Source organism: Streptomyces sp. NPDC026672 (assembly GCF_040638185.1).
Classification (GTDB): Bacteria; Actinomycetota; Actinomycetes; order Streptomycetales; family Streptomycetaceae; genus Streptomyces.
In genome coordinates this window covers 142,440-164,076 of sequence record NZ_JBEZXS010000016.1, presented here as the reverse complement: position 1 = coordinate 164,076, position 21,637 = coordinate 142,440, and the positions used below count along the sequence as shown (strand labels likewise).

At 70.5% G+C, this 21,637-nt stretch carries 19 protein-coding genes and 3 pseudogenes; 18 read left to right on the top strand and 4 right to left on the bottom strand.

What is annotated here, in order from left to right; genetic code table 11:
• Positions 1 to 383: 383 nt before the first annotated feature.
• Positions 384 to 1,405: pseudogene (locus AB0F77_RS20550) on the bottom strand (WYL domain-containing protein).
• 129 nt (positions 1,406 to 1,534) lie between these two features.
• On the opposite strand from AB0F77_RS20550, the gene AB0F77_RS20545 reads away from it, so the two are divergent.
• Entirely contained in the window at positions 1,535 to 2,281 is a 747-nt protein-coding gene (locus AB0F77_RS20545) for an NIPSNAP family protein (protein WP_361950260.1), read from the top strand.
• A gap of 104 nt (positions 2,282 to 2,385) precedes the next feature.
• On the opposite strand, the gene AB0F77_RS20540 is transcribed toward AB0F77_RS20545, so the two are convergent.
• On the bottom strand, positions 2,386 to 2,589 hold the full coding sequence (locus AB0F77_RS20540) for a hypothetical protein (RefSeq protein ID WP_361950257.1): 204 nt from the start codon (positions 2,587 to 2,589) through the stop codon (positions 2,386 to 2,388).
• Between AB0F77_RS20540 and AB0F77_RS20535 the strand changes: the two genes are divergently transcribed.
• The 15 genes and pseudogenes from AB0F77_RS20535 to AB0F77_RS20465 all read left to right on the top strand — a co-directional run bounded on the left by AB0F77_RS20535 (position 2,588) and on the right by AB0F77_RS20465 (position 14,969).
• The gene (locus AB0F77_RS20535) at positions 2,588 to 2,812 is read left to right on the top strand and encodes a hypothetical protein (RefSeq protein WP_361950254.1); all 225 of its coding nucleotides are present in this window, start codon (positions 2,588 to 2,590) and stop codon (positions 2,810 to 2,812) included. The genes AB0F77_RS20540 and AB0F77_RS20535 overlap by 2 nt on opposite strands.
• Positions 2,813 to 3,459: 647 nt before the next feature.
• Positions 3,460 to 4,383 carry an endo-beta-N-acetylglucosaminidase H gene (locus AB0F77_RS20530; RefSeq protein WP_361950251.1) on the top strand — a complete coding sequence of 308 codons (924 nt, stop codon included), beginning with the start codon at positions 3,460 to 3,462 and terminating at the stop codon, positions 4,381 to 4,383.
• Between the two features lie 413 nt (positions 4,384 to 4,796).
• Positions 4,797 to 5,624, top strand: a complete 828-nt coding sequence (locus AB0F77_RS20525; protein WP_361950248.1) for an NAD(P)H-binding protein — start codon at positions 4,797 to 4,799, stop codon at positions 5,622 to 5,624.
• Positions 5,625 to 5,793: 169 nt separating this feature from the next.
• Positions 5,794 to 5,916: pseudogene (locus AB0F77_RS20520) on the top strand (IS5/IS1182 family transposase); the annotation flags it as partial.
• Between the two features lie 346 nt (positions 5,917 to 6,262).
• Positions 6,263 to 6,901 (top strand): FkbM family methyltransferase, encoded by a 639-nt coding sequence (locus tag AB0F77_RS20515; RefSeq protein WP_361950245.1) that lies wholly within the window; start codon positions 6,263 to 6,265, stop codon positions 6,899 to 6,901.
• The gene (locus AB0F77_RS20510; protein ID WP_361950242.1) at positions 6,901 to 7,722 is read left to right on the top strand and encodes a hypothetical protein; all 822 of its coding nucleotides are present in this window, start codon (positions 6,901 to 6,903) and stop codon (positions 7,720 to 7,722) included. Before AB0F77_RS20515 ends, AB0F77_RS20510 begins: the two co-directional genes overlap by 1 nt.
• Positions 7,723 to 7,727: 5 nt before the next feature.
• Positions 7,728 to 9,002 (top strand): glycosyltransferase family 2 protein, encoded by a 1,275-nt coding sequence (locus tag AB0F77_RS20505; RefSeq protein ID WP_361950239.1) that lies wholly within the window; start codon positions 7,728 to 7,730, stop codon positions 9,000 to 9,002.
• Positions 8,992 to 9,867, top strand: a complete 876-nt coding sequence (locus tag AB0F77_RS20500) for a polysaccharide deacetylase family protein (protein WP_361950236.1) — start codon at positions 8,992 to 8,994, stop codon at positions 9,865 to 9,867. Before AB0F77_RS20505 ends, AB0F77_RS20500 begins: the two co-directional genes overlap by 11 nt.
• A gap of 17 nt (positions 9,868 to 9,884) precedes the next feature.
• Complete coding sequence (locus AB0F77_RS20495) at positions 9,885 to 10,511, top strand: DUF1796 family putative cysteine peptidase (protein WP_361950233.1); 627 nt, start codon at positions 9,885 to 9,887, stop codon at positions 10,509 to 10,511.
• Entirely contained in the window at positions 10,508 to 11,485 is a 978-nt protein-coding gene (locus AB0F77_RS20490) for an ATP-binding cassette domain-containing protein (protein WP_361950230.1), read from the top strand. The genes AB0F77_RS20495 and AB0F77_RS20490 overlap by 4 nt, the downstream gene beginning before the upstream one ends.
• Entirely contained in the window at positions 11,482 to 12,243 is a 762-nt protein-coding gene (locus AB0F77_RS20485) for an ABC-2 family transporter protein (protein WP_361950227.1), read from the top strand. The genes AB0F77_RS20490 and AB0F77_RS20485 overlap by 4 nt, the downstream gene beginning before the upstream one ends.
• A 3-nt stretch (positions 12,244 to 12,246) precedes the next feature.
• Positions 12,247 to 13,032: an ABC-2 family transporter protein gene (locus tag AB0F77_RS20480; RefSeq protein ID WP_361950224.1), complete on the top strand. Its 786-nt coding sequence runs from the start codon at positions 12,247 to 12,249 to the stop codon at positions 13,030 to 13,032.
• A gap of 284 nt (positions 13,033 to 13,316) precedes the next feature.
• Positions 13,317 to 13,620: pseudogene (locus AB0F77_RS20475) on the top strand (transposase); the annotation flags it as partial.
• A gap of 211 nt (positions 13,621 to 13,831) precedes the next feature.
• Positions 13,832 to 14,221, top strand: coding sequence for an SgcJ/EcaC family oxidoreductase (locus AB0F77_RS20470; RefSeq protein WP_361950221.1), 390 nt, complete (start codon positions 13,832 to 13,834; stop codon positions 14,219 to 14,221).
• A 223-nt stretch (positions 14,222 to 14,444) separates the two neighbouring features.
• Entirely contained in the window at positions 14,445 to 14,969 is a 525-nt protein-coding gene (locus AB0F77_RS20465) for a nuclear transport factor 2 family protein (protein WP_361950218.1), read from the top strand.
• 284 nt (positions 14,970 to 15,253) lie between these two features.
• Here the strand turns inward: AB0F77_RS20465 and AB0F77_RS20460 are convergent, their stop codons facing one another.
• On the bottom strand, positions 15,254 to 15,997 hold the full coding sequence (locus AB0F77_RS20460; RefSeq protein ID WP_361950317.1) for a helix-turn-helix transcriptional regulator: 744 nt from the start codon (positions 15,995 to 15,997) through the stop codon (positions 15,254 to 15,256).
• A gap of 54 nt (positions 15,998 to 16,051) precedes the next feature.
• On the opposite strand from AB0F77_RS20460, the gene AB0F77_RS20455 reads away from it, so the two are divergent.
• Positions 16,052 to 17,239, top strand: coding sequence for an MFS transporter (locus tag AB0F77_RS20455; RefSeq protein ID WP_361950215.1), 1,188 nt, complete (start codon positions 16,052 to 16,054; stop codon positions 17,237 to 17,239).
• A 171-nt stretch (positions 17,240 to 17,410) separates the two neighbouring features.
• Here the strand turns inward: AB0F77_RS20455 and AB0F77_RS20450 are convergent, their stop codons facing one another.
• The gene (locus tag AB0F77_RS20450; RefSeq protein ID WP_361950314.1) at positions 17,411 to 18,082 is read right to left on the bottom strand and encodes an ABC transporter ATP-binding protein; all 672 of its coding nucleotides are present in this window, start codon (positions 18,080 to 18,082) and stop codon (positions 17,411 to 17,413) included.
• Positions 18,083 to 18,325: 243 nt separating this feature from the next.
• On the opposite strand from AB0F77_RS20450, the gene AB0F77_RS20445 reads away from it, so the two are divergent.
• Positions 18,326 to 21,637 (top strand): ABC transporter permease, encoded by a 3,312-nt coding sequence (locus tag AB0F77_RS20445; protein WP_361950213.1) that lies wholly within the window; start codon positions 18,326 to 18,328, stop codon positions 21,635 to 21,637.

Genomic DNA, 21,637 nt, shown 5'->3' with positions numbered 1-21,637 from the left:
CATCCCCATTCGTGACGTGCGGCGATGTGCGATGGGAGACGGCTTCTCGGGAAATCCCGCCGCGTCGCCTGAGAGCTTGGATCCCGACGGCCGGCTGCTCGTGCAGGAGTTGCGGCGGTTGAAGGACCGTAGCAATCTCAGTACAGGAATGGGGCGCCGCGACGGACCGCCCCATCGTGATCATGTCGCGGAGACGGGCCCCAGCAGGCTCCCGCCGCCCCGGGTCCTCCTCTGGCTCAGCGGACGAACCTGGCGCTGTGGCAGCTCGCCCCGCACCTCGGGTTCTCGAAGTCGGCGGCCGACCGCACCATCAGCTCCTCTTGCCCCGTCACTCACCCCGCGTCCCCGCATGCGGTTCCGCAGTCCGAGAACTCGTGGTCGTCTCAGTTGATGTCGCCGGCGAGTGAGCCGAACTGCCGTGCCGTGCAGGCGGTTCCGTAGGCTCTGGCGAGTACGCCTACGGTGTCGGCCATGGCCCGGCGCAGTTCGGCCGGCGCGACGACTTCGACGTCGATGCCGAGTCGCAGCAGCTCGCCGCAGGCGTGCTCGGTGCTCTCGGTCGGGATCGCTGCCTCGACCCATCCGTTGTCGCCGACAGCGGTCGCGGTGGAATCGACCGCCCGCACCACCTCCGGAGGGACGTTGTCGGGCAGGCGCCGGCGTCCTCGCGGGGACAGGCGGATGGTGGCCGTGCCGGTGTAACGGCGCGTCTGGAAGTCGTCGAGATAGGAGGTCCACAGTACGCGCCCAGGTCGAAGTCGCGCGGCCGGCTGAACGACTCGTCGGTCAGCACTGCGTCCAGGACCTGGGTCACCCGATAGGTCGTGATCCTGGTCCTGGCGGCGGCCACGAGGTACCAGACACCGGACTTGAGTACCAGGCCGTAGGGGCGAAGGCGGCGGCGCACCTCCTGGGGCTCGCGCCAGCGACGGTAGTGCACGTCCACCGCACGCCCGGTGAGCACCGCGTCGACGAACAGGGGCAGGTACGGCGTCTGTTCGGGTTCCCGGTACCAGCCGGGAGCGTCCAGGTGGAACACCGCCGCGGTCCTCGCGGCCTCCTCACGCAGTCCCGTCGGCAGCGCGGCCAGCAGCTTCAGCCGTGCTGCCGTCACCTCCGCCGCGAGCCCCAGATCGGCGGCGGGGCCGGGCAGCCCGGCCAGGAACAGCGCCCGCGCCTCGCCCTCGCTCATCCCGGTCAGGCGGGTGCGATAACCGTCGACCAGCTGATAGCCGCCTCCACGCCCGGGCACCGCATAGACCGGCACCCCGGCATCCTGCAGGCGTGCCAGATCACGGTAGGCCGTACGCACGGACACACCCAGCTCCTCGGCGGCCCCCCGCGCGGACACACGGCCACGCGATTGCAGCAACAGCAGTAACGACAGCAGTCGGCCGGCAGACATGGGCGCATTCTCCCCGCAAACCCTGACAGCGCCTGGCACACGCCTCCCCTACCGTCGGCTTCTCGCCCGGCCCGGGAAAAACGGCCCGGGAACCCGCGCCCACAGTAGAGAACCGAACAGGAGCATGCCGTGCCTTCCGCCCCCGCCGATCCTGCCGTGCAGCCCGCTGTGATCGAACTCCGCCAGTACACGCTGCGATCCGGCCGACGCGACGAGCTCATCGAGTTGTTCGAGCGGGAGTTCATCGAGACCCAGGAATCGGCCGGAATGCTCGTGCTGGGTCAGTTCCGGGACCTCGACGACCCGGATCGCTTCGTCTGGCTGCGCGGGTTCCGGGACATGGCGGTACGGCGCAATGCGCTGACGGCCTTCTACGGCGGCCCCGTCTGGGCCGCACACGGCCCCCAGGCCAACGCCACCATGACGGACTCCGATGACGTGCTCCTCCTGCGTCCCCTGCCGGACGGGAGCGGCTTCGGCGTCTCCCCGTCCGAGCGGCCCCCGGCCGGCGCCCTGGCACCCGACCGGTTCGTCGCCGCCACCCTGTGGTCCTTCCCGCCCGCACGGCACCACGGCACCGCTCTGATCCGCGACGGCCTCCTCCCCCTGCTGCACAGGACCGCACCCGCTCCGGTCACCGCACTCACCACCGAGACAGCACCCAACACCTTCCCCAGGCTGCCCGTCCGCACCGGGGAGAACATCACCGCGGTCCTCACCTCGTACCCCGACGAGAGCGCCTACCGGCGGCACCTCGCCGATGTGCTGGCCCATCCCCTCGTACGGGACGAGATCCTGCCGGACCTCGAACGGGAACAGACGGCGCCCGCGCGCGTACTGCGGCTGGCGCCCACAGGCCGCTCACTCATCCACTGACCGGGGCGGCGATGGGGCGGCAATCAGGAAGCCAGCGCCGGTGCCAGCGACGGCGGTGACCAGCAATACGGCGGCGGCCCTGACCGCGCCCTCCGGGATCGGAGTCAGGGCCGCGGACAGAGGGTGAGTCCCGGCAGGGCCCCATCCCTGGCCTCCCGGGCTCTCCGCTGTTCACGGACGGCGCCGAGCCAGCGGGCCAGGGGCGGGTACACGACGGGCAGGGTGCCGGTGGACGGGACCACAACGGTCTGTCCGTCGCGCGCGGCGAAGACCTCGCCGATCAGCCGGACGGCCATGCGCGAAGTCATGAGCTGGACCAACCTCAACGAGCCTGCGGCGGCCTGCCCCTCGCGGGCCGGCGCTCCAGCCACCGGCGCCTCCCCCGACGAAGAGACACCCGTCCGCGTACAGCGCGCGTTCCACACCAGCTGCCTCCGGCCGGAAACTGCCGAAGCCACCCGGCTCGCCGTGGTCATGGGCGCACCACCCGCCACACTCGCCGACCTGACCGGACCGGCCCAGCCTGGGTGACCTGGGTGAGTCGGCCGGACTGGGTGACCTGGTCGCCACCTGTCCCTCCCGCTGTCCCGTCACCGAACCTTCGGCAGGCACCCCGGCAACGGTCCGAGTGTTGAGGAGGGGACGGCCGCCACCCGGCCGACTACCGAGGGCGCCGGAAGCGTCGGGAGCGCCCTTACCGGTCCTGGTCCGGAGAGAAGCCTGCCGCACCGAACAAACCAACACCCGCCCGCGACCGCAGAACATTCAGCAACCCGCACGTAGTTGCGGCCCGGCCCAGGCAGGCTGCCGAGCTCGCAGAACCCTCGCCCGGCCACCCGTCATGACGTGGGCAGAGTCCTCGCCACCGGCGAGGCGTTCAGCAGTCATGGCCACCACGAAGCCGGTACGAAACCCCGGCCAACCGGATCCGATCTGGCGGTCGGCGCTGCACTGTCATCGGTCACCAGAGGGGACGGTGAGGTCGGGGTGTACGGGAGGGGCCCGGCGAGCACACCCTGCCGCCCGGGGACCGGCTTGCGGCGTGCTGTTTGTGGGAGTCGTGAAGAATTCGCGCACGGTTCTGGGGATCCGGGGGCTGGGGCGGAAAAATCGGAGGGCTCACTCGGCGCTTTCGAACAGGTCGGGCGCCGACTCATGCGACGGGAGACCCATCAACGATGTTCACTCTGGTATCGAGCAGAGTGCGGACGGCCGCACTCGCCCTCACGGCTGTCGCGGCCCTCGCCTTAGGCACGACCGCGACGACCGGCGCGACCGCGGCGGCGGCGCCCGCTCTCGCCAAACAGGGGCCGACCTCGGTGGCGTACGTCGAGGTGAACAACAACAGCATGCGCAACGTCGGCAAATACACCCTCGCCAACGGCGGCGGCAACGTCTTCGACGTCGCCGTGATCTTCGCGGCGAACATCAACTACAACACGAGCACGAAGTCGGCGTACCTGTACTTCAACGAGAACGTGCAGCGCGTCCTCGACAACGCCGCCACCGAGATACGGCCGCTGCAGCAGAAGGGCATCAAGGTCGTCCTCTCCGTGCTCGGCAACCACCAGGGCGCCGGCTTCGCCAACTTCCCCTCCCAGCAGGCGGCTTCCGCGTTCGCCACGCAACTGTCCAACGCCGTGACCAAGTACGGGCTCGACGGGATCGACTTCGACGACGAGTACGCCGAGTACGGCAACAACGGCACCGGCCAGCCCAACGCCAGCTCGTTCGTGCAACTCGTGACGGCGCTCCGCGCGAACATGCCCAACAAGATCATCAGCCTGTACAACATCGGCCCCGCCGCCTCCCGCCTCTCCAACGGCGGCGTCGACATCTCGTCCAAGTTCGACTACGCCTGGAACCCGTTCTACGGCACCTGGCAGGTCCCCGGCATCGCACTGCCCAAGTCCAAACTGTCGCCGGCGGCCGTCGAGATCGGCCGGACCTCGCAGAGCACGGCCGCAAGCTTCGCCCGGCGCACCGTCAGCGAAGGATACGGCGTCTATCTGACGTACAACCTCGACGGCACCAACCGCAGCGCCGACGTCTCCGCGTTCACCCGGGAGCTGTACGGCAGTGACGCCGTCTACACGCCGTAAGGCGACCGCACACGCCAACGCGCGCTGCTCCCCCGGGGCTTGCCGCACTCCGTAGACCCGCAACATGTGCAGACCTCGCAGGCCGCGCCTTCGACAACGATGTCGAAGGCGCGGTCGTGCAGCACGGTCAGCGGCCGCTTCCCGCTGGGACCGTCGGCAGATCGGCATCGGTCATGTCGTCCCCGTCCCCGGCCTCGGACCGAAGCCGCTTGGTCCAGCGACCAGTTGCTCCATCGGCGTTGTCGTCACGGGCCGGATCGACCGCGGCGCGCCCCTTCGGGATGTAACTCGGTGTTCCGGATAAGCCTTTGACGCAGCAGCACTGATCGTCCAGGGTGTGTCCGTCACCGAAGCGGTCTGCCCGGCCGGCCTTCAGCGACGCCTCAACACATCGCTCCGCGAGGGGGACTTGGATGATCGTCGTGGCTGCGGCCTCAGGCGCACTCGGACGGCTGGTCGTGGCGCAGCTGCTGGCCCGGATCGCGGCGAAGGACATCGTCGTCGCGGTGCGATCCCCTAGGAGCGTGGCCGACCTTGCTGCCCGGGGCGTCCGTGTCCGTCGGGGCGACTACGACGTACCGGACACACTCCCCACCGCGTTCGAGGGCGCCGACCGGCTGCTGCTGATCTCCTCACCCGAACTCGACACCACCCGCCGCACCGGACACCACCAGGCCGCCATCAACGCGGCCCGCACGGCCGGCGTCGGCGCGGTCGTGTACACCAGCTTCCTGGACGCCGACACGAAGGCCGACGGCGTCACCGCGGCACACCACGCCACCGAACGGGCCCTGCGTGACAGCGGTCTCGGCCACACACTGCTGCGCCATCCCTTCTACAGCGAGGCGTTCCTCAACTCCTCGCTGAACACAGCCGTCGCCGAGGGCGAGTTGTGGGACGGCACCGACGGTAGAGGGATCAACACCGCCTCCCGCGCAGACCTCGCCGAAGCAGCCGCTCAAGTGCTCACCGAGGAGGGGCACCTCGACCGTGCCTACGACTTCACGGGCACCCGGTGGACCCATCCCGAACTCGCGGAGACCCTCGCCCAGGTGCACGGCACACCCGTCCGGCACCGGCAACGGCCCGAACCCGCCCCCGGCATCCAGGGCTGGCTCGAACAACAAGTACGGTCCGGGGCCCTGGAACGGCAGACGGACGACCTCGGCCACGTCCTCGGCCGCCCACCGACCCCCCTCCACCAAGCCGTACGCCAACTCGTACCGCCGAGCAGCAACTGAGTGCCACACACCCGGTAACGCAGGCCGTTGCACACACGACAACCTGCACCACCCTGGCGGCGTCCTCCTCTCCCCCGGGACAACCACCACACCTGCACGGCACCCACTCGAAGACCGACATCACGCGATCGGGGGTGTCGGTGTCTGCGGGACGATTCGCCCTCAAGAGACAACCGCCCGCGCCCACTACGTCATCCGGATCTGCGAACGACAAGGTGTCCCGATCCTCGCCGAGCGCGCCTACACCGGTGCCGGCACCCAGGTCATCAGCGGCCTGAAACGACTGCCAGGCTCCGCAGAGGCAGCGCTGAAAACGTTCGCTGTCGTCGCGGGGAAGGTGCGGCAATCGAGCTCGACTGCGCGTACCGGACCGTCTCGCCCCGCAGTCGGACGTGTCGGGCTTGTCTGCCGTCGGCTCCGCGGGTCGACCCCGGAGCCGTGGCCGATTGAAGATCGATTATAGTCTGATCGGGTCAATCCCGGTCGTCGAACTTGATCGCTCAGTGCCGCGCGGACCACGCGGAGGGCGGTCGGTACTGCGGAGTGGAAGGAAGTTCCCTGAAGTGAATTTTCGTTTACAAGAAGGGAAGATTCGGACGGTCGGTACGAGTGAGCAGCTCGACCGATTATTCCTCGAATTGATTTCCCAGCTGCAACCCCGGGTCTTCGTCGAAGCGGGGGCGTATGAGGCAGCGACCTCGATGGCGGTCGCCGCCGCGGTCCCGGGCTGTGCGGTGGTCGCGTTCGAGGCGAACCCTTACGTGCACCGGAAGTTCACCGCCGCCACGGACTTCGCCGCCAACCGTGTGGACTACCGGCACCAGGCCCTGTCGAGCCGGCCCGGTGAGGCCACCTTCCTCGTGATCACCGACAGCGCGAGCCTCGCGGACGACCGTGTCGAGGGCTACAACTCCCTGCTGCGCAGAGCGGGCGGCGACTGGCTCGGTGACGTCGAATACGAAGAAGTCACCGTGGCCGCGTCGACCCTGGACCACGAATTCGCCGACCGGCAGGGGCCGTTCGCCCTGTGGCTGGACGTCGAAGGCGCCACGGAACAGGTCCTGACCGGCGGCCGGAAATTCCTCGACCGGTGCGACCTGCTGAAGGTCGAAGTCGAGGAAACGCCGTACTGGCAGGACCAGTGGCTCGCCCAGGACGTCATCTCCGAGCTGCGCGGGCACGGCCTCGAACCCGTCGCCCGCGACACCCAGACCGAAGAGCAGTACAACGTGGTGTTCGCCAGCATGCGCTTGCTCGAAGCGGAGGCCCTCGCGTGATGTCCGAGTTCAGCCGCCGCCTGCTCGACCTCGAATCCCGTCTCGACTCCCAGAACCTCGGCTGGTACGAGGACAACCTCGACGAACCGGTCATGGACTACTGGCGCGTCGAACGCCCAGGGCGGCTCGTCCGCGACCCCGCCACCGGCGCCCCGGTCACCGAACGTGTCACGATCGCCGAGTTCCTCGCGCGCACCGGAGTGGCGGACCTCTTCGCCGAACGTGACACGGTCGGCATCACGGCCGTCCAGGCCGCGGTGGTCAATCCATGGGGCTTCGTGGGGTTCCAGTTCGGTGAGGCCCTGCTCATAGACCTGCAGTACTACCGCCCGGTGCGCGAAGCCGTCGTCCTCGACGGCGAAGAGGCCAAAGTCCCGTCGTACTACGCCCCGGCATTGCCGGAGAGCACCTGGCGCGGCGGCACGACGAGCCACGTCCACCACGACGAGGGCATCGGCGGCCCCCGTATCGGCACGGACGTCAACGAGTGGCGCGGCACGTTCACCGGCCGCGACGGCATCCACTCCTTCGCCGACCTCCGCCGCCACGACAACCAGCTCGCGGTGCTGCGCCGCGCTCTGCGCCACAACGCCCGGATACTCGACCGCCACTTCGCGAAATCCGGCAGCGACCTCTGGAGCTCGGTCGAGCCGTCGCCTGCCTCGCTGCTCGGCGCCGCACACCTCTGCGGACCGTACGGCGTGCTCGCCCACCTGGACAACGGCTCACGGCCCGCCGACGAGGCCGGCACCTCCATCACCGCCTACCTGCGGGCCTTCTCCGACGTCGAGCTCACGCCGGACGACCTCGGCGTGGAGTGAACGCCATGTTCGTTTCCGTCCTGTTCGTGGTGCTCACGTCGTTATCCATTTCCTCCTCCCTCCAGGGGTTCGTCCTGCTGGCCGTCGCGCGCAGACCCGTGCGCGGCCCGCGGGAGGAGCCCCGGCGGCGCGTGTCGGTGATCGTGCCCTGCTTCAACGAGGAGAAGGTTCTGGGCAAGACCCTCGACACCATCCTCGCCTCCCGGGGGGTCGAGCTCGACCGTGTGATCTGTGTCGACGACGGTTCGACCGACGGCACGCTCAAGGTGATGGACGAGGCACAGCGGCAGCACGGCGACGTGCTGCTCGTGCTCAACCAGCTCAACAGCGGCAAAGCGGCCGCCCTCAACCACGCCCTCACGGCCGTCGGTTCGGAATTCTTCGTCTCCGTGGACGCCGACACCCAAGTGCTGCCCGACACCCTCGCCCGGCTGCTCGACCACTTCGCCGACCCGCGCGTGGCCGCGGTGTCCGGGCAGATGATCGTCGGCAACCGCCGTCCCGCACAGGATTTCGTCTACGCCGCGCAGGTGCGCGAGTACGAGTCCGCGAACAACATCGAGCGCCGGGCGTTCGCCCACCTGCGGCGGATCACCGTGATCCCCGGGGCGATCGGCGCCTTCCGCCGCAGCGCCGTGGTCGAGGCGGGGGGTTACCCCGAGGGCACTCTGGCCGAGGACGCGCACCTCACACTGGCGTTGCTCCTCAACGGTCACCGCACGACCCACGAGGCGTCGGCGACCGTGCTCACGGAGGCACCGGACACGATGGCGGGTCTGCGCCGCCAGCGCGTCCGCTGGGCCACCGGCAAGACGCAGGTGCTCCTGCGTGTCGCGGGCCCGTCCCTGCGCCGCGGAGGTCTCGCCGCCACGTTGTGGCTGTACCTGCTGTGGAACAACTCGATCCTGCCGCTGGTCTGGCTGCCGAGCACGGTGCTGCTGCCGCTTTCGGCCGTGGCGCTCCTGGCACGGGGGCCGGGGACCGCGACGTGGGTGGTGGCGGCGAGCGTGCTCACCCTCGTGGTGAACTACGGCCACTTCGTGGTGGCACGCCGGTTCGCGCACTCGCTCGACGCCGCCGGCCGAGCGGCGGCCGGGCTGGTCGAGGTGCGTACCGGCTTCCGGGCCGCGGTGGTCATCCCCTTCGTGGGCTCACTGGCGACATGGGTCGCGTGGGCTCGGCTCCTCACCGGACGGCGCGGTGGCTGGGACAAGCTCGACCGCAGCGGTGACGTGCACGTACAGGCAGCCCCGGCGAAAGGAGCCCTCGATGCCGACTGACAAACGCGTGGCCTTCACCTTCGACGACACCCCTCACGACCCCGGTGTCTTCTTCACCCCCGACGAACGCACGGCCACGCTGGTCGGGCAGTTGGCCGACGCGGGTATCGAACAGGCCGGTTTCTTCGTGGTGGTCGGTGATTTCCAGCAGCCCCGCGGTGTCGGCGGCGAGGACCGGATCAGGGCCTACACGACGGCCGGGCACGTGCTGGGCAGTCACAGCTACAGCCATCCCCGTCTGGAGGAGATGTCGGTCGAGGACTTCCTCGCGGACGTCGACCGGGCCGCCGACTGGTTCGTGGACCGCGAAGGTGCCCGGCCGTGGTTCCGGTTCCCGTTCCTCGACGAGGGCGATGCCGACCCGCACAAGCGAACGGCGGTCCGGAAAGCCCTGGCCGAGCGAGGTCTGCACAATGCGTACGTCACGGTCCTGACCCTGGACTGGTACCTCGACGCCCTGGTCGCGCAGACCGTCCGTGAGGACCGCCCCTACGACCGCACGGCCCTTCGCGACTTCTACGTGCAATCCCTCCTGGAACCCGCCGAGTTCTACGACAGCCTCGCCGTGGCCGCCATCGGCCGCTCACCCGTCCACGTGGTGCTGCTCCACGAGAACGACCTCAACACCCTGTTCATCGCCGACGCCGCCCGTGCCTTCCGGGACGCCGGCTGGGACATCGTGCCGATCGACGAGGCCTATCGGGACCCGATCGCCTCGATCGAACCCGAGGGCTGGTGCGGCTCCGGCCGCGTCAGCGCCCTGGCCCTGGACAGCAAGAAGATCCACCCGGGCGGCCTCGACCTCGAAGCCCTCGAAACACCCGTGATGCTCCGCGCGTACGAGCGCCGCGTCGCGGCCCGGTAGCTCGGGAAAGGAGAACCATGACAGCACCGTTCGACCTGTGTGTCGGACTCGGCCAGCACTGCGAGTCCACCTACCAGATCCGGCGCATCACCGGCCAGGAGACCGCGTACTTCTTCGACTGGCTCGAAATCGACCTCGTATTCGTGCGGCAGGCCCTGGACACCGATTTCCGGGGGCTGCTCAAACCCGGCCGCATGGCATTGACCACCGACGGCGGGGGCGCGATCGACCTCGACGCCGGCATCGAGTTCTACCACGAGTTCCACGCCCGGCCCGGCGCCGAGCTCACGCTGGCCGACATCGAGGAGCAACTGCCCGCCGTGCGCGAGAAGCTGGAGTTCCTCGCGGACCGCTGGCGCGAACTGGCCGCCTCGTCCGCGCGTGTGCTCTACGTCCGGCAGGACGCGAACGGCGTCGAGACCGTCGCCGATCTCGAACTGCTGCAGAGCACCCTGCGCGAGCGCTGCCCCGGCAACGACTTCGCGATCCTCTGGCTGCGCCGGACGGCCCCGGAGAACCTCGACAAGCTGCCGCCGGGCGTCGTGTGCCGCGAGATCCCCTTGCTCGAGGGCCGCTGGCAGGGCGACGACCGGGCCTGGGACGAGCTGTTCGCCTCTCTGCCGGTCGCCGAACTGTGGCCGTGAACGCGGTAGTCGTCGACGGCCTGTCGATGACCTACCGGGCCCCGGTGCGGGAGGCGGGACTGACGGCCGCGTTCCGCTCGCTGGTGCACCGGCGCTTCCGCGAGGTCCAGGCCGTGCGGGACCTGTCGTTCGAGATCCCGCGGGGCGAGGTCGTCGGCCTGCTCGGGCCCAACGGCGCGGGCAAGACCACCGCGATGAAGCTGATGTCCGGCCTGCTGCACCCGACGGCCGGATCGGTCGACGTGCTCGGGTTCACCCCGTGGCAGCGCCGGACCCCGTTCCTCAAGCAGATCGCCCTGGTCCGCGGGAGCCAGCCGACGGGCGGCGCGCAGGAACTGACCGTGCTCGATTCCCTCCAGTACCAGCGGATCCTCTACGACATCACCGACGCCGACTACCACACCGGGCTCGGCGAACTGGCCGAACTGCTGGGTCTGGGGCCGTTGTTGCACCGGCAGCTCCGCGCCCTCAGCCTCGGGGAGAAGATGCGGGTGGGGCTCGCGCTTTCCCTGCTGTACCGGCCGAAAGTGCTGTTCCTCGACGAGCCGACGCTCGGCCTGGACGTGTCCGCGGCCGCCGCCATCCGCCGGTTCCTCGCCGCGTACGCCGACCAATCCGGTGCCACCGTCGTGCTCACCAGCCACTACATGGCGGACGTCGAGTCGTTGTGCCGGCGGCTGATCCTGGTCGACCACGGCCGGGTGCAGTACGACGGCCCGCTCAAGCGGCTCTCGGAGCAGCTGTCGCCGTACAAACTGCTGCGCATCAGCGCTCCCGCGGCGGTGAAGGAGGACTTCGAGGACGTCGCGGAGATGGTGACCACCAGCGGGGTGTCGTGGGAGCTGCGGGTGCCACGCGACGACGTCGCCCGGGTCACGGCCCACCTCCTCACCTCGCTGGACGTGATCGACCTGGCGGTGGAGGAGCCATCACTGGAGTCCGTACTGGACCGCGCGTACCGGGAGGGCCTGTGAGGACCTTGCGGCTGCTCGCGCTGGCGGTGCGCAACCAGTTCCTGGAGTGGGCCGGCACCTGGTGGTTCACCGCGTCGCTGGTCGTGAACTACGCGATCGGGCCGCTCATCGGGCTCGTCGTGTGGTCGGCGGTGCTGCCCGGAGACACGGGGATCGTGCGGTACTTCGTGGCGCTCATGGCGGTGCACCTGCTGACGGCGTCCTTCGAGGACTACACCTTCGCCGAGTCGGTCTACGACGGGAAGATCGGCCACCAACTGCTGAAACCGCAGCCCGTGGTGCTCGCGCCCGCAGGGCAGAACCTCGCGATCCGGCTGTGGCTGGGCCTGTTCGGGCTGCCGCTCACGGTGGTGGTCGCACTGATCATCGGCGCGTCCTACCGGTGGCAGGCCGTACTGCTCGCGCTGCCGTCGCTGGTACTGGCCGCGGTGCTGCGGTTCCTGTGGACGTGGCTGCTCGCGCTCGCGGCGTTCTGGACCGAACGCGTGCACGCGATCGTCGCGTTCGGCAACATCCTGGTGTTCCTGCTCGGTGGCATCGCCGCGCCGCTGGGGGAACTGCCCGGCGGTTGGCGGACGGTCGCCACCCTCCTGCCGTTCCACGCCATGCTCGGCCTGCCCGCGGGGATCGCGGCCGGGACGCTGTCCCTCTCCGGGACCGCGGTCGCGCTGCAAGCCGGGTGGTGCCTGGTCTGTACGGCCGCCGCCGTTGCCGTCTGGCGGTCCGGTGTGCGCCGGTACACCGCGGTGGGGGCGTAACACATGAAGCTGCTCAAGCTGTTCGCCACGAGTTTTTCCCTGTCCCTGCGCCAGGCCCTGGCGTTCCGGGCGAACCTCGCGTTCGACGCGGTTCTGTCGGTGGTCGCCCTGGCCTCGACGATCACCATGGTGCTGGTCATCTTCTCCCGCACCGGCGACCTCGCCGGCTGGACGCAACCCGAGGTGCTGGTGCTCACCGGCACGTTCGAGCTGCTCAGCGGCGTGAAAACGACGTTCGTGGACCCGAACCTCGCTGGCTTCCCGACCCGCGGAGTGCGGGAGGGACAGCTCGACCACCACCTGCTGCAGCCCGCGCCCAGCATGTTCCTCGTCAGCTTCGCCACCGCGGCGCCCCTGGCCGGGGTGCAGATCCTGCTCGGGCTCGCCGTCGTCCTCACCGGCGCGGGCACGCTGCCGCACTACCCGGGCGCGGGCGCGTTCGGGGCGTGGGCGGTGCTCATGCTGGCCGCGGCCGTGACGACGTGGGCTGTGGGGATGATCTTCGCGAGCCTCGCGTTCTGGGCGCCGAAACTGGACCTGTACAGCCTGTTCGGCAACGTGTGGCAGCTGGCCCGCTACCCGGCCGACGTCTACGCACGTCCCCTGCGGCGGCTGTTCACCTACGTCCTCCCGCTCGCCGTCATCGCCAGCGCACCGGCGCGCACACTCACCCGGCCGGCCGACCCGGCCCTCTTGCTCGGCGCCCTGGCGACGACGGCCACCGCCGTGCTGGTGGCGAACACCGTGTGGCGGACCGGCTTGCGCCGCTACACGGGGGCCGGCAGCTGACGAGTTGGTGCGTGACAGCGGGTGAGGTGTGTCTGGCCTGGTCGCGGCCTGTCTTGAGGCGGTGACGGTGCGGTCGGGGACGAGGCCGGCGCTGGCTCGGTAGGCGTCGGGCAGGCGGTCGCGGCGGTGGGCCCGGCGCGTCAGTTGTTCCGCTCGGCCGGTTGCGCGTCGGCTGGGGGTCTGGCGGCTTCCACGTCCCTGGCTCCGGGGCTCGCTTGCCTTCACCTGCACATGGGCCGGATCAGCTACCTGACAGAGTCGCGGAAGGACCTGACGTCCACGCCCTCGGCAGATCCCGAGGAGGACTGGCCACCACGATCCACCTCGCCTGCGACGTGCCACGGCCGGTCCCTCGCGATCCCGCTGACACCTGGCCAACGCCACGACAGCATCTGCGCACGCCCCCTCCTGGAACGCATCCGGGTCCCGCGCACCGGCCTTGGCCGACCACGCCGCCGGCCCGACGAGGTCATCACGGACAAGGCCCACAGCTCCCGTGGCTTCCGCGCCTACCTGCGCCGACGCGGCATCGCGCACACCATCCCGGAGAAGACCGACCAGCGGCGCCACCGACACAACCGCGGTCGCTCGGCCCGGGGCAACTCGTCCTGACCGTCCGTGAGTTCCTCGGCGCCCATTGGTGGAGCCGTAGCTGCGTGTTGTGCCCGGTGAGTCTGATCCCTACGGCGTGACCTATCGGACACGGCGCTGACGTCCAATGGCCGTGCACGCGTGGTCAAGGCGCCCGTGGCCCGGCTCGGTGAGGATGGTGGTGCACGAATCGCAGAAAGGTGATCGCATGGAACAGTCGGTTGAGGCGATGAGCGTCATTCCGGGCCGGATGTACGAGGCATGGAATCGCGGGGATGTCGCCGGTTTCTTCGCCGACTTCGCGGAGGACGCCCTGTTTGTGGAGCTCGAGGGCACCATTTACCGGAGCCGCTCGGAGATGATCGCGGCTCATGAGGAACTCTTGAGTACGGTGATGAAGGATTCCCAACTGGTGCGGGGCGAGGTGGTGTTCGCCCGGATGGTGAGCCCGGGTGTCGGTGTGGCACGACGATCGTTGGGTGGTCAAGGCCCTGGAGAACGCACGGGTGCTCTCCCTGGCGGGCATGGCAGCCCTGGAGTCCTTGGCTGCCGGACAGAGGGAATTCGCCATGCCCAGGATGTGACCGCGAATATCTGAGGTGTTGGGACCCATCGACCCCCGGTCGCAGCTGCCCCACTCAAGACAGTGGTGTGCAACCACCGTGGTCCAAGACCCTGGTGGAACGGACGTCCCGACGCCGCCCCGACCGACCACGGCTTGGTCGATCACCCCAAATAGGGCCTGAGCGGCCCGCTGAGCTTTCCCACATTGTCGTCGCTGACGGCCACGTACATCAGCCAATGCTTTTCCTGGAGAAACAATGAAGGTCATCCGTCGCCCTCTCGCCACCGTCATCGCGGCCGCTGCGGCTGCGATCGTCGGAATAACGGGAGCCGCGGCCTACGGTTCCCAGCAGGCCGATCGGTCCCAGTCGTCGTCCTCCGCGCATGAGAGGCCGAAGATCGCCAACGCCTGGGAGAAGGCGTGGAACAGCGAGGACCCGGCGCGTCTGGCCGCCCTGTTCACCAACGACGCCCGCTACAGCGACCATGCCCTCGACCAGACCTTCAAGGGCCGCGGCGGGGTCGCCCAGTGGGCGACCATCACCAAGCAGTTCGTGGGGGATGCCAACGTCACGGTCAACAGCGCATTCGCCGACGACAACCAAGTAGCTATCAGCTGGACGTTCAGCGGGCACCTGACCGGTGCGCCGAAGCCGTTCTCCGTGCCTGCCGTCGCCATCCTCAAACTACGCGGGAACAAGATCGTGACGAACGATGACTACTACAACCGGGCCGATGTGCTGAGCCAGTCCGGTCTCCCGGCCGACACTGTCTTCAACTGACACTCGCCTCGTACGCCTATGGCCTCCGGTGCCCGCGGTCCATCTGGGGGCGCGGGAGGTCAGGGTGGATGTGCCGGCCGAGGCGATCGCCGCGGTCGGCACATTCGGGCTGACGGCCGAGGACTGGGCACAGGCCGCGCTTCGGCAACCTGTACGAGGCACTTCTGGAGCAACTCGCAGGCGACCCGGGCATCTTCCGCATCCCGGGCGACGGAACGGGAGCCGTTGGCTTCGGCGAGACAATGAAAGATCGGCCGGCAGCGGCGGGGTGGGTGGGCCGGGTGTCAGGTTTCGAGGTGGGTTCCCGGGGTGTGGCCGAAGGTCCGGCGGAAGACATCGATGAAAGCGCTGGCCGACGACCATCCGCACCGATGGGCCACGGTGGTCACGGGTGTTCCGTCGGCCAGCAGGATGAGGGCGTGATGAAGCCGTAGCTGGGTGCGCCACTGGGGGAAGGTCATGCCGAGGTCGCTGCGGAAGAGGCGGGAGAGGGTGCGGTCACTGGCCCCGATCTGTCGGCCGAGTTCGGTGAGGGTGCGATCGTCGGCGGGGTCGGCGCGCAGGATGTCGTTCAGGGCACGCAGCACAGGAGAGGCGGGCGTCGGCAGATGGAGCGGCGTTTCGGGGGAGGCGCGCAGCTGGTCCAGGAGGACCGCGTGCAGGCGGTCGCGCTCGGGGCTCCGGTCGTCGGGGGTGTGGGTGCAGCCGATGATCAGTTCACGCAGCAGGGGGCCGACCGCCAGGACGGCGGGTGAGTGCAGGTCCAGGGGGTTGTGGCGTGCGACGATCCCCAGGAGGTGGAGCCGGGTGTCGCCGTGGGCGTGGTGCTCGTGGACGGTACCGGCCGGTACCCAGATGGCACGGGTGCTCGGGGCGATCCAGGTACCGGCGTCGGTCGTCACGGACAGGACGCCCCGGGCCGCGTAGACGACCTGGTGGTCGTCGTGACGGTGAGCGTCGATCCCGCTGCCCGAGGGCAGTTCCCGGGTGAGCGTCGGGGCGGCGACCGTGTGGCGGCTTTTCTTCATCATGTGGCAGTTTATCGAAAGCGCGACACGGGGTGAGGCTCGCAGCATGGCCGCATGCGAAGGAACACATCCATCAATCTGCTGTCCGTCGGTCACGCCTGTGTCGACGTCTACCAGGGAGCCGTGGCGGCCCTGGTGCCGTTCTTCGTCTCCGAGCGTGCTTACACCTACGCGGCCGCATCAGGTCTGATCCTGGCGGCCTCGCTGCTGTCGTCGATCGCCCAGCCGCTGTTCGGCGCACTGACCGACCGGTGGGCCATGCCCTGGCTGCTGCCGCTCGCCACTGTGCTGGGCGGGGCCGGTGTGGCCCTGAGCGGGCTGAGCCGTTCCTACGGGCTGACCCTGGTGTTCGTGGCGGTCTCCGGGATCGGAGTGGCCGCCTATCACCCCGAGTCCGCGCGGGTCGCCCGGCTCGCCAGCCTGGGCAGCCACCGTGCCATGGGCTGGTTCTCCACGGGGGGCAACGTCGGCTTCGCGTTGGCTCCGCTGCTGGTGGCGGCTGTCGTGGCCACGGGTGGGCTGCGGTGGACACCGCTGCTGGTGCTGCCGGCACTCGCGGGCAGCGTGTTGTGTCTCCCCGCGCTGCGGGCGCTGCGGCGCATGCACGCCGACGGGACGATCAAGGCGGCGCAGGCGGGAACCGATGACGCGGCGTCGTTCGTGAGACTGTCGCTGGCGGTGGTCTTCCGTTCGATCGTCTTCGTCGGCCTGAGCGCCTTCGTCTCCCTCTACGCCACACAGCGCATGGGCGGCAGCGCCGTGGCGGGCACCGCGGCCCTGTTCGTGCTGTACGCGGGCGGCGTGGTCGGCTCGGTACTGGGAGGCAACTGGGCGCACCGGTGGGACCGGGTGACGATCTCCGCCTGGTCCTACCTCGTGAGCGTGGCGGCGGTGGCCGGCGTGGTCTTCGTGCCGGGACCGGCCCTGTACGTGTTCGTCGCGCTGACCTCGGTGGGCCTGTACGTCCCGTTCTCCCTCCAAGTCACGCTCGGCCAGGACTACCTCCCGTCACGGGTGGGCACCGCGAGCGGGATCACCCTCGGCCTGGCGGTCAGCATCGGCGGGCTGGCCAGCCCCGCGATCGGCGCCCTCGCCGACGCGACGTCCCTGCAGACCGCGCTGATCCCGCTGATCGTCATGCCCGCACTCAGCTGGCTGATGTTCCGCACCCTGCCCGAGCCCGCCGTGCGTCAGCACGACAGCGACAGCGCCCGGGAGCCGGCGCTTTCCGAAGCCCAGTAACCGCCGGGCGTCAATTCCCGCCTGCATCCCTGAGCCGCGGAACACCTTCGCGATCTTGCGGAGGAGTGCTCCGACGGGCGCGAGACGGTGTGGTCGTGCCTCGGAACTCCGGCGCGGAAGGCCGCAGGAGAGTCCCCGTCACCATTCAGCCGCCATGGGCCGACCCCGTGCTCATTCCGCCGGAACGATACGGCCGTCCCGCAGCTCCAGGACACGGTCGGCGATGGCCAGGAGCTGGGGGTCGTGGGTGGCCACGAGGGCGGTGACGGACTGGCTGTGGACGACCGCGCGCAGCAGTTCCATGACGGAGCGGCCGGTCTCCGCGTCGAGTTGTCCGGTCGGTTCGTCGGCGAGGAGCAGGGAGGGGCGATTGGCGAGGGCGCGGGCGATGGCGACGCGCTGCTGCTGGCCGCCGGACAACTCGCCGGGACGCTGGGCGGCGTGGTCCTCCAGGCCGACCATGCTGAGCAGCAGGGCGACGCGATCCTCGCGTTCGCGGCGCTCCGTCTTGCGCAGGCGCAGCGGGACGCCGACGTTCTCGGCCGCGGTGAGGACGGGCAGCAGGCCGAAGGACTGGAAGATGAAGCCGATGTGGTCACGGCGCAGGTCGAGCAGATCCTTCTCGGCGAGACCCACCAGTTCGGTCCCGGCGACACGGACACTGCCGGAGTCGGGGCGGTCGAGCCCGCCGACCACGTTGAGCAAGGTGGTCTTGCCGGAACCGGAGCGGCCCTTGAGTGCGACGAGCTCTCCGCGCGGCACACCGAACGATACCTCGCGCAGGGCGTGCACCGCGGTGTCCCCGCGGCCGTAGGTCCGCGTGACCTGGTGAACCGTCACCATGTCGCCGTCCGCCGGTGCCGGGTCTCCCGCCGCCGGGCCGTCCGCCTTGTCCAGCACCCGTTCGCTCATGCCGGTCAGCATAATCTCGCCTGTGGATCACCTGACAGACCCTTGGTGTCCGGGTACGTTGTGGCCCGTGTTCTCATGACCACGGGGGCACGGGGAGAACTGAACTGGCTTCGCCGGGGGCGGAGTCGGCCGCGTGCCTCTTGGCGGGTGCGCGGGACGGCGGCGGGGTGAGTCTTGACGGGGTTCGTGTTGCTGCGCGCACGCGCGCACTGGCTGCTGCTGGGTGCTGCGCTGCTCTGCGTGGTGCTCACCACGTGCGTGATCGCCACGCTGGCTGCGTTCAGCGGAGCGGTCGGGGATGTCGGACTTCGGCGTGCTATGCAGGACCAGGGGGCGGCGCGCACCCTGGTCGAGGCCGACGCGGATGTCACCATCGCCGACCGCGCCAAGCTGGACGCGGCCGTGCGCAGGACGGTTCCCGCCGCCTTCGACGGCATGCCGGTACGGGTGGCCGCCAGCGTCCAGTCCGCTTCCTACGGCCTGCCGCGCGCCGCCGGCGCCTCCCGTGACGCCGACCCCGATCTGACGCTGCTGGCCACCCTCGACCCTGCGCAGGTGACGATGACCGGCGGGGCCCGGCCCGGCCCGCCCAGGGCCGGGGACCCGGTGCCCGTCGCCCTGCCCGAACAGGCCGCCCGCGCGCTGGGTCTGCGCGCCGGGGACCGCCTCACGCTCAGCGACCGCCGCGACGGCCGGCCCCTGCACGTGCTGGTGACGGGCCTGTACCGCCCGGTCGACCGCACCGCGCTGTACTGGCGGCTCGACCCGCTGGGCGGCCGGGGGGTGCGGACGCTGTCGTTCACCACCTACGGCCCGATGCTCGCGGACCCCGGCGCCTTCACCTCCGGAAGCGTTCCGCCGGACCGCATGTACTGGCAGGCCCGCGCCGACTTCTCCACCATGAGCACGGCGCGCATGGACCGTCTGCGACACAGCGTGCAGCAGACGCTGCGCGACCTGGACCGGGCGACGGGCGGATCCGTGAGAGCCCGAAGCGAGTTGCCGGATCTACTCACGGATCTGCGCCGCACGCTCCTGGTGAGCCGGTCCACGGTGCTCATCAGCACGCTGCAGGTGGTGCTCCTGGCGGCCTTCGCCCTGCTCCTGGTGGCCGGACTGCTCGCCGGGGAACGGGTCGGCGAGATCGCGCAACTGCGGGCCCGTGGCGCTTCCCGTCCACGGGTGGCGGGGCTCGCGGCGGTCGAGGCCCTGTTGCTCGCGCTGCCCGCGGTCGTGGTGGCCCCCCTGCTCGCGGGGCCGCTGCTGCGGATGCTGGCCGGCCATGGCCCGCTGGCCCGTGCGCAGGTGCGGCTCGACACCTCACCGGCCGGAACGTGGTCCGTGGCCGCGGTCACCGCGCTGGTCTGCGCGCTCGCGGTCGTGGGCCCGGCGCTGCGCCGCTCCGGCACGTACGTCGACGAGCGGAACACCGGCAGGCGCCGGGACGCGCTGCCCGGGATCGTGAAGGCCGGGGCCGACGTGGCGCTCGTCGTCGTCGCGGTACTGGCCTACTGGCAGCTGTCCCGCCGTGCTTCGGGCTCGGGGGTCCTGACGGTCGACACGGGCGGCGCCCTCGGTGTCGATCCGGTGCTGGTGGCCGCCCCGGCGCTCTGCCTGTGCGCGGGTGCGGTACTGGCCCTGCGCCTGCTGCCGTTCGCGGCCCGGCTCGGTGAGCGGCGGGCCGCAGGCACCCGCGGACTGACGGCCGCGCTCACCGGCTGGCAGCTGTCCCGCCGGCCCGGACGGGGAGCGGGACCCGTGCTGCTGGTGGTGCTCTCCGTGGCGATGGGGGTGTTCGCGACCGGCGAGTACTCCAGTTGGGCGCGGTCCCAGCGCGACCAGGCCGACTTCGCGGTCGGCGCGGACCTCCGGGTGGCCGGTTCGTCCACCCCGCCCTTCGCCCAGGGCGGGGTCTACGACGCCGTTCCCGGCATCGCGGCCACCACCCCCGCCGTCCGCACCGAGGTCTCGCTGCCCCGCGACCGCAACGCCACCGTACTGGCCATGGACACTGAGGCCGCGGCCTCCGTGCTCGACTGGCGCGACGACCTGACGGACCGCTCACCGAGCCGGCTGCTCGGGCCCCTCCACTCCGGTGCGCAGGCGCAGGGCAGGACCGCGGGCTTCGAACTGCCGGAGAACACCGGCCGGCTGAGGATCACCGCGCGCCTGAAGGTGCTCGGTCCGGCGGCCGGGTCGTCCCGGAGCGGCGTCGCCCCCGATCTCGTCGCGTCCGTCACGGACCGGTACGGCGTCCCGTACTCCTTCCCCTTGGGCACACTGCCCGCCGACGGCCGTCCGCACGTGCTGACGGCGGACTTCGCCGCCGAGTGGGGCCGGGCCGAGGGCGCGGCACCCGCCGGGCCGCTCCGGCTGACCGGCGTCAAAGCCGCCTATCGCCTGCCGGAACACAGTGAGGAGCGCCGGCTGACGGTCACCGGGCTCAGCGCCGTCCTGGCCGACGGACGCATCCACACCGTCCCGGTGCCCACCGGCGCGGCCTGGGGTGCCCGGGTGCTGGCCCCCGCCCCGGACGACTCCGACGGCGCAGCCCGGCAGCCCCGGGCGACGGCGGCGCCCTCCACCGCCGCGGCCCCGCTGTCCATCGGATACGACACCGGGCAGGCGTCGCCGCGGAATTCCGCCGGACTCTCGAACGGAGAGCTCGACCTGCGGGCCGACACGGCCGCCGTTCCCCTGCCGACCGCGATCGCCACGGATGCCTTCCTGCGTGCCACGGGAACGCATGTGGGTCGGACGGCCGACATCGGCCTGGGCAACACGACGTTGAGGGTCCGTGTCACCGCGGTCGTGAGCGCCCTGCCCACCGTCGTGCCGCCCGCCACCGACGACGGCGGCGCCCTGCTGCTCGACCTGCGCGCCGTGAACCGGGCCCTGGCGGACCACGGCGGGGTGACACTGCAGCCCGGCGAGTGGTGGCTGGCCGCGGACCACGGCGCCGCTCCCCGTGTTGCGGCGGCGCTGCGGAGCCGTGCCGATGCGGCCTCCGTGCTGGTCCGGGACGAGGAGCGGGACCGGCTCAAGGCCGACCCGCTCGGTGCGGGCCCGCAGGCCGGACTCCCGGCGGCGGTGGTCGCCGCGGGCGTGCTGGCCGCCGTGGGCTGCGCGGTGGCGGCGGTCGGCGCGTACCGGGAACGGGCGGACGAACACGCGGTGCTGAGGGCTCTGGGCGCCTCCCGGCGTTCGCTGGCCCGTGGGGCCGCCGCCGAGCAGGGGCTCCTGCTGGCCGTCGCGGTCGCCGTCGGTGCGGGCCTCGGCGTACTGCTCACGCGGCTCGTCGTGCCGTTGATCGTCCTCACGGCGCAGGCGGAGCGCCCGCTTCCGGCCCTCCGCGTCGAACTGCCCGCGGGCCCCGTGGCGCGGATGCTGATCGCGGTGACGGCGGTACCGCTGCTCGTGGTCGTACTGACGGCGCTGCGATCAGGCGAACCGGTCCAGGCCCTGCGCCGCCAGGGAGGTGAATGA

What these genes read in the sequence shown, in the direction of transcription:
- AB0F77_RS20540 (WP_361950257.1), bottom strand. Translation starts at nt 2,589, where the DNA reads ATGACTTCGCGCATGGCCGTCCGGCTGATCGGCGAGGTCTTCGCCGCG.
- AB0F77_RS20535 (WP_361950254.1), top strand. Translation starts at nt 2,588, where the DNA reads ATGAGCTGGACCAACCTCAACGAGCCTGCGGCGGCCTGCCCCTCGCGG.
- AB0F77_RS20470 (WP_361950221.1), top strand. Translation starts at nt 13,832, where the DNA reads ATGGAACAGTCGGTTGAGGCGATGAGCGTCATTCCGGGCCGGATGTAC.
- AB0F77_RS20495 (WP_361950233.1), top strand. Translation starts at nt 9,885, where the DNA reads ATGACAGCACCGTTCGACCTGTGTGTCGGACTCGGCCAGCACTGCGAG.
- AB0F77_RS20500 (WP_361950236.1), top strand. Translation starts at nt 8,992, where the DNA reads ATGCCGACTGACAAACGCGTGGCCTTCACCTTCGACGACACCCCTCAC.
- AB0F77_RS20530 (WP_361950251.1), top strand. Translation starts at nt 3,460, where the DNA reads ATGTTCACTCTGGTATCGAGCAGAGTGCGGACGGCCGCACTCGCCCTC.
- AB0F77_RS20510 (WP_361950242.1), top strand. Translation starts at nt 6,901, where the DNA reads ATGTCCGAGTTCAGCCGCCGCCTGCTCGACCTCGAATCCCGTCTCGAC.
- AB0F77_RS20505 (WP_361950239.1), top strand. Translation starts at nt 7,728, where the DNA reads ATGTTCGTTTCCGTCCTGTTCGTGGTGCTCACGTCGTTATCCATTTCC.
- AB0F77_RS20455 (WP_361950215.1), top strand. Translation starts at nt 16,052, where the DNA reads ATGCGAAGGAACACATCCATCAATCTGCTGTCCGTCGGTCACGCCTGT.
- AB0F77_RS20480 (WP_361950224.1), top strand. Translation starts at nt 12,247, where the DNA reads ATGAAGCTGCTCAAGCTGTTCGCCACGAGTTTTTCCCTGTCCCTGCGC.
- AB0F77_RS20450 (WP_361950314.1), bottom strand. Translation starts at nt 18,082, where the DNA reads ATGGTGACGGTTCACCAGGTCACGCGGACCTACGGCCGCGGGGACACC.
- AB0F77_RS20525 (WP_361950248.1), top strand. Translation starts at nt 4,797, where the DNA reads ATGATCGTCGTGGCTGCGGCCTCAGGCGCACTCGGACGGCTGGTCGTG.
- AB0F77_RS20460 (WP_361950317.1), bottom strand. Translation starts at nt 15,997, where the DNA reads ATGAAGAAAAGCCGCCACACGGTCGCCGCCCCGACGCTCACCCGGGAA.
- AB0F77_RS20465 (WP_361950218.1), top strand. Translation starts at nt 14,445, where the DNA reads ATGAAGGTCATCCGTCGCCCTCTCGCCACCGTCATCGCGGCCGCTGCG.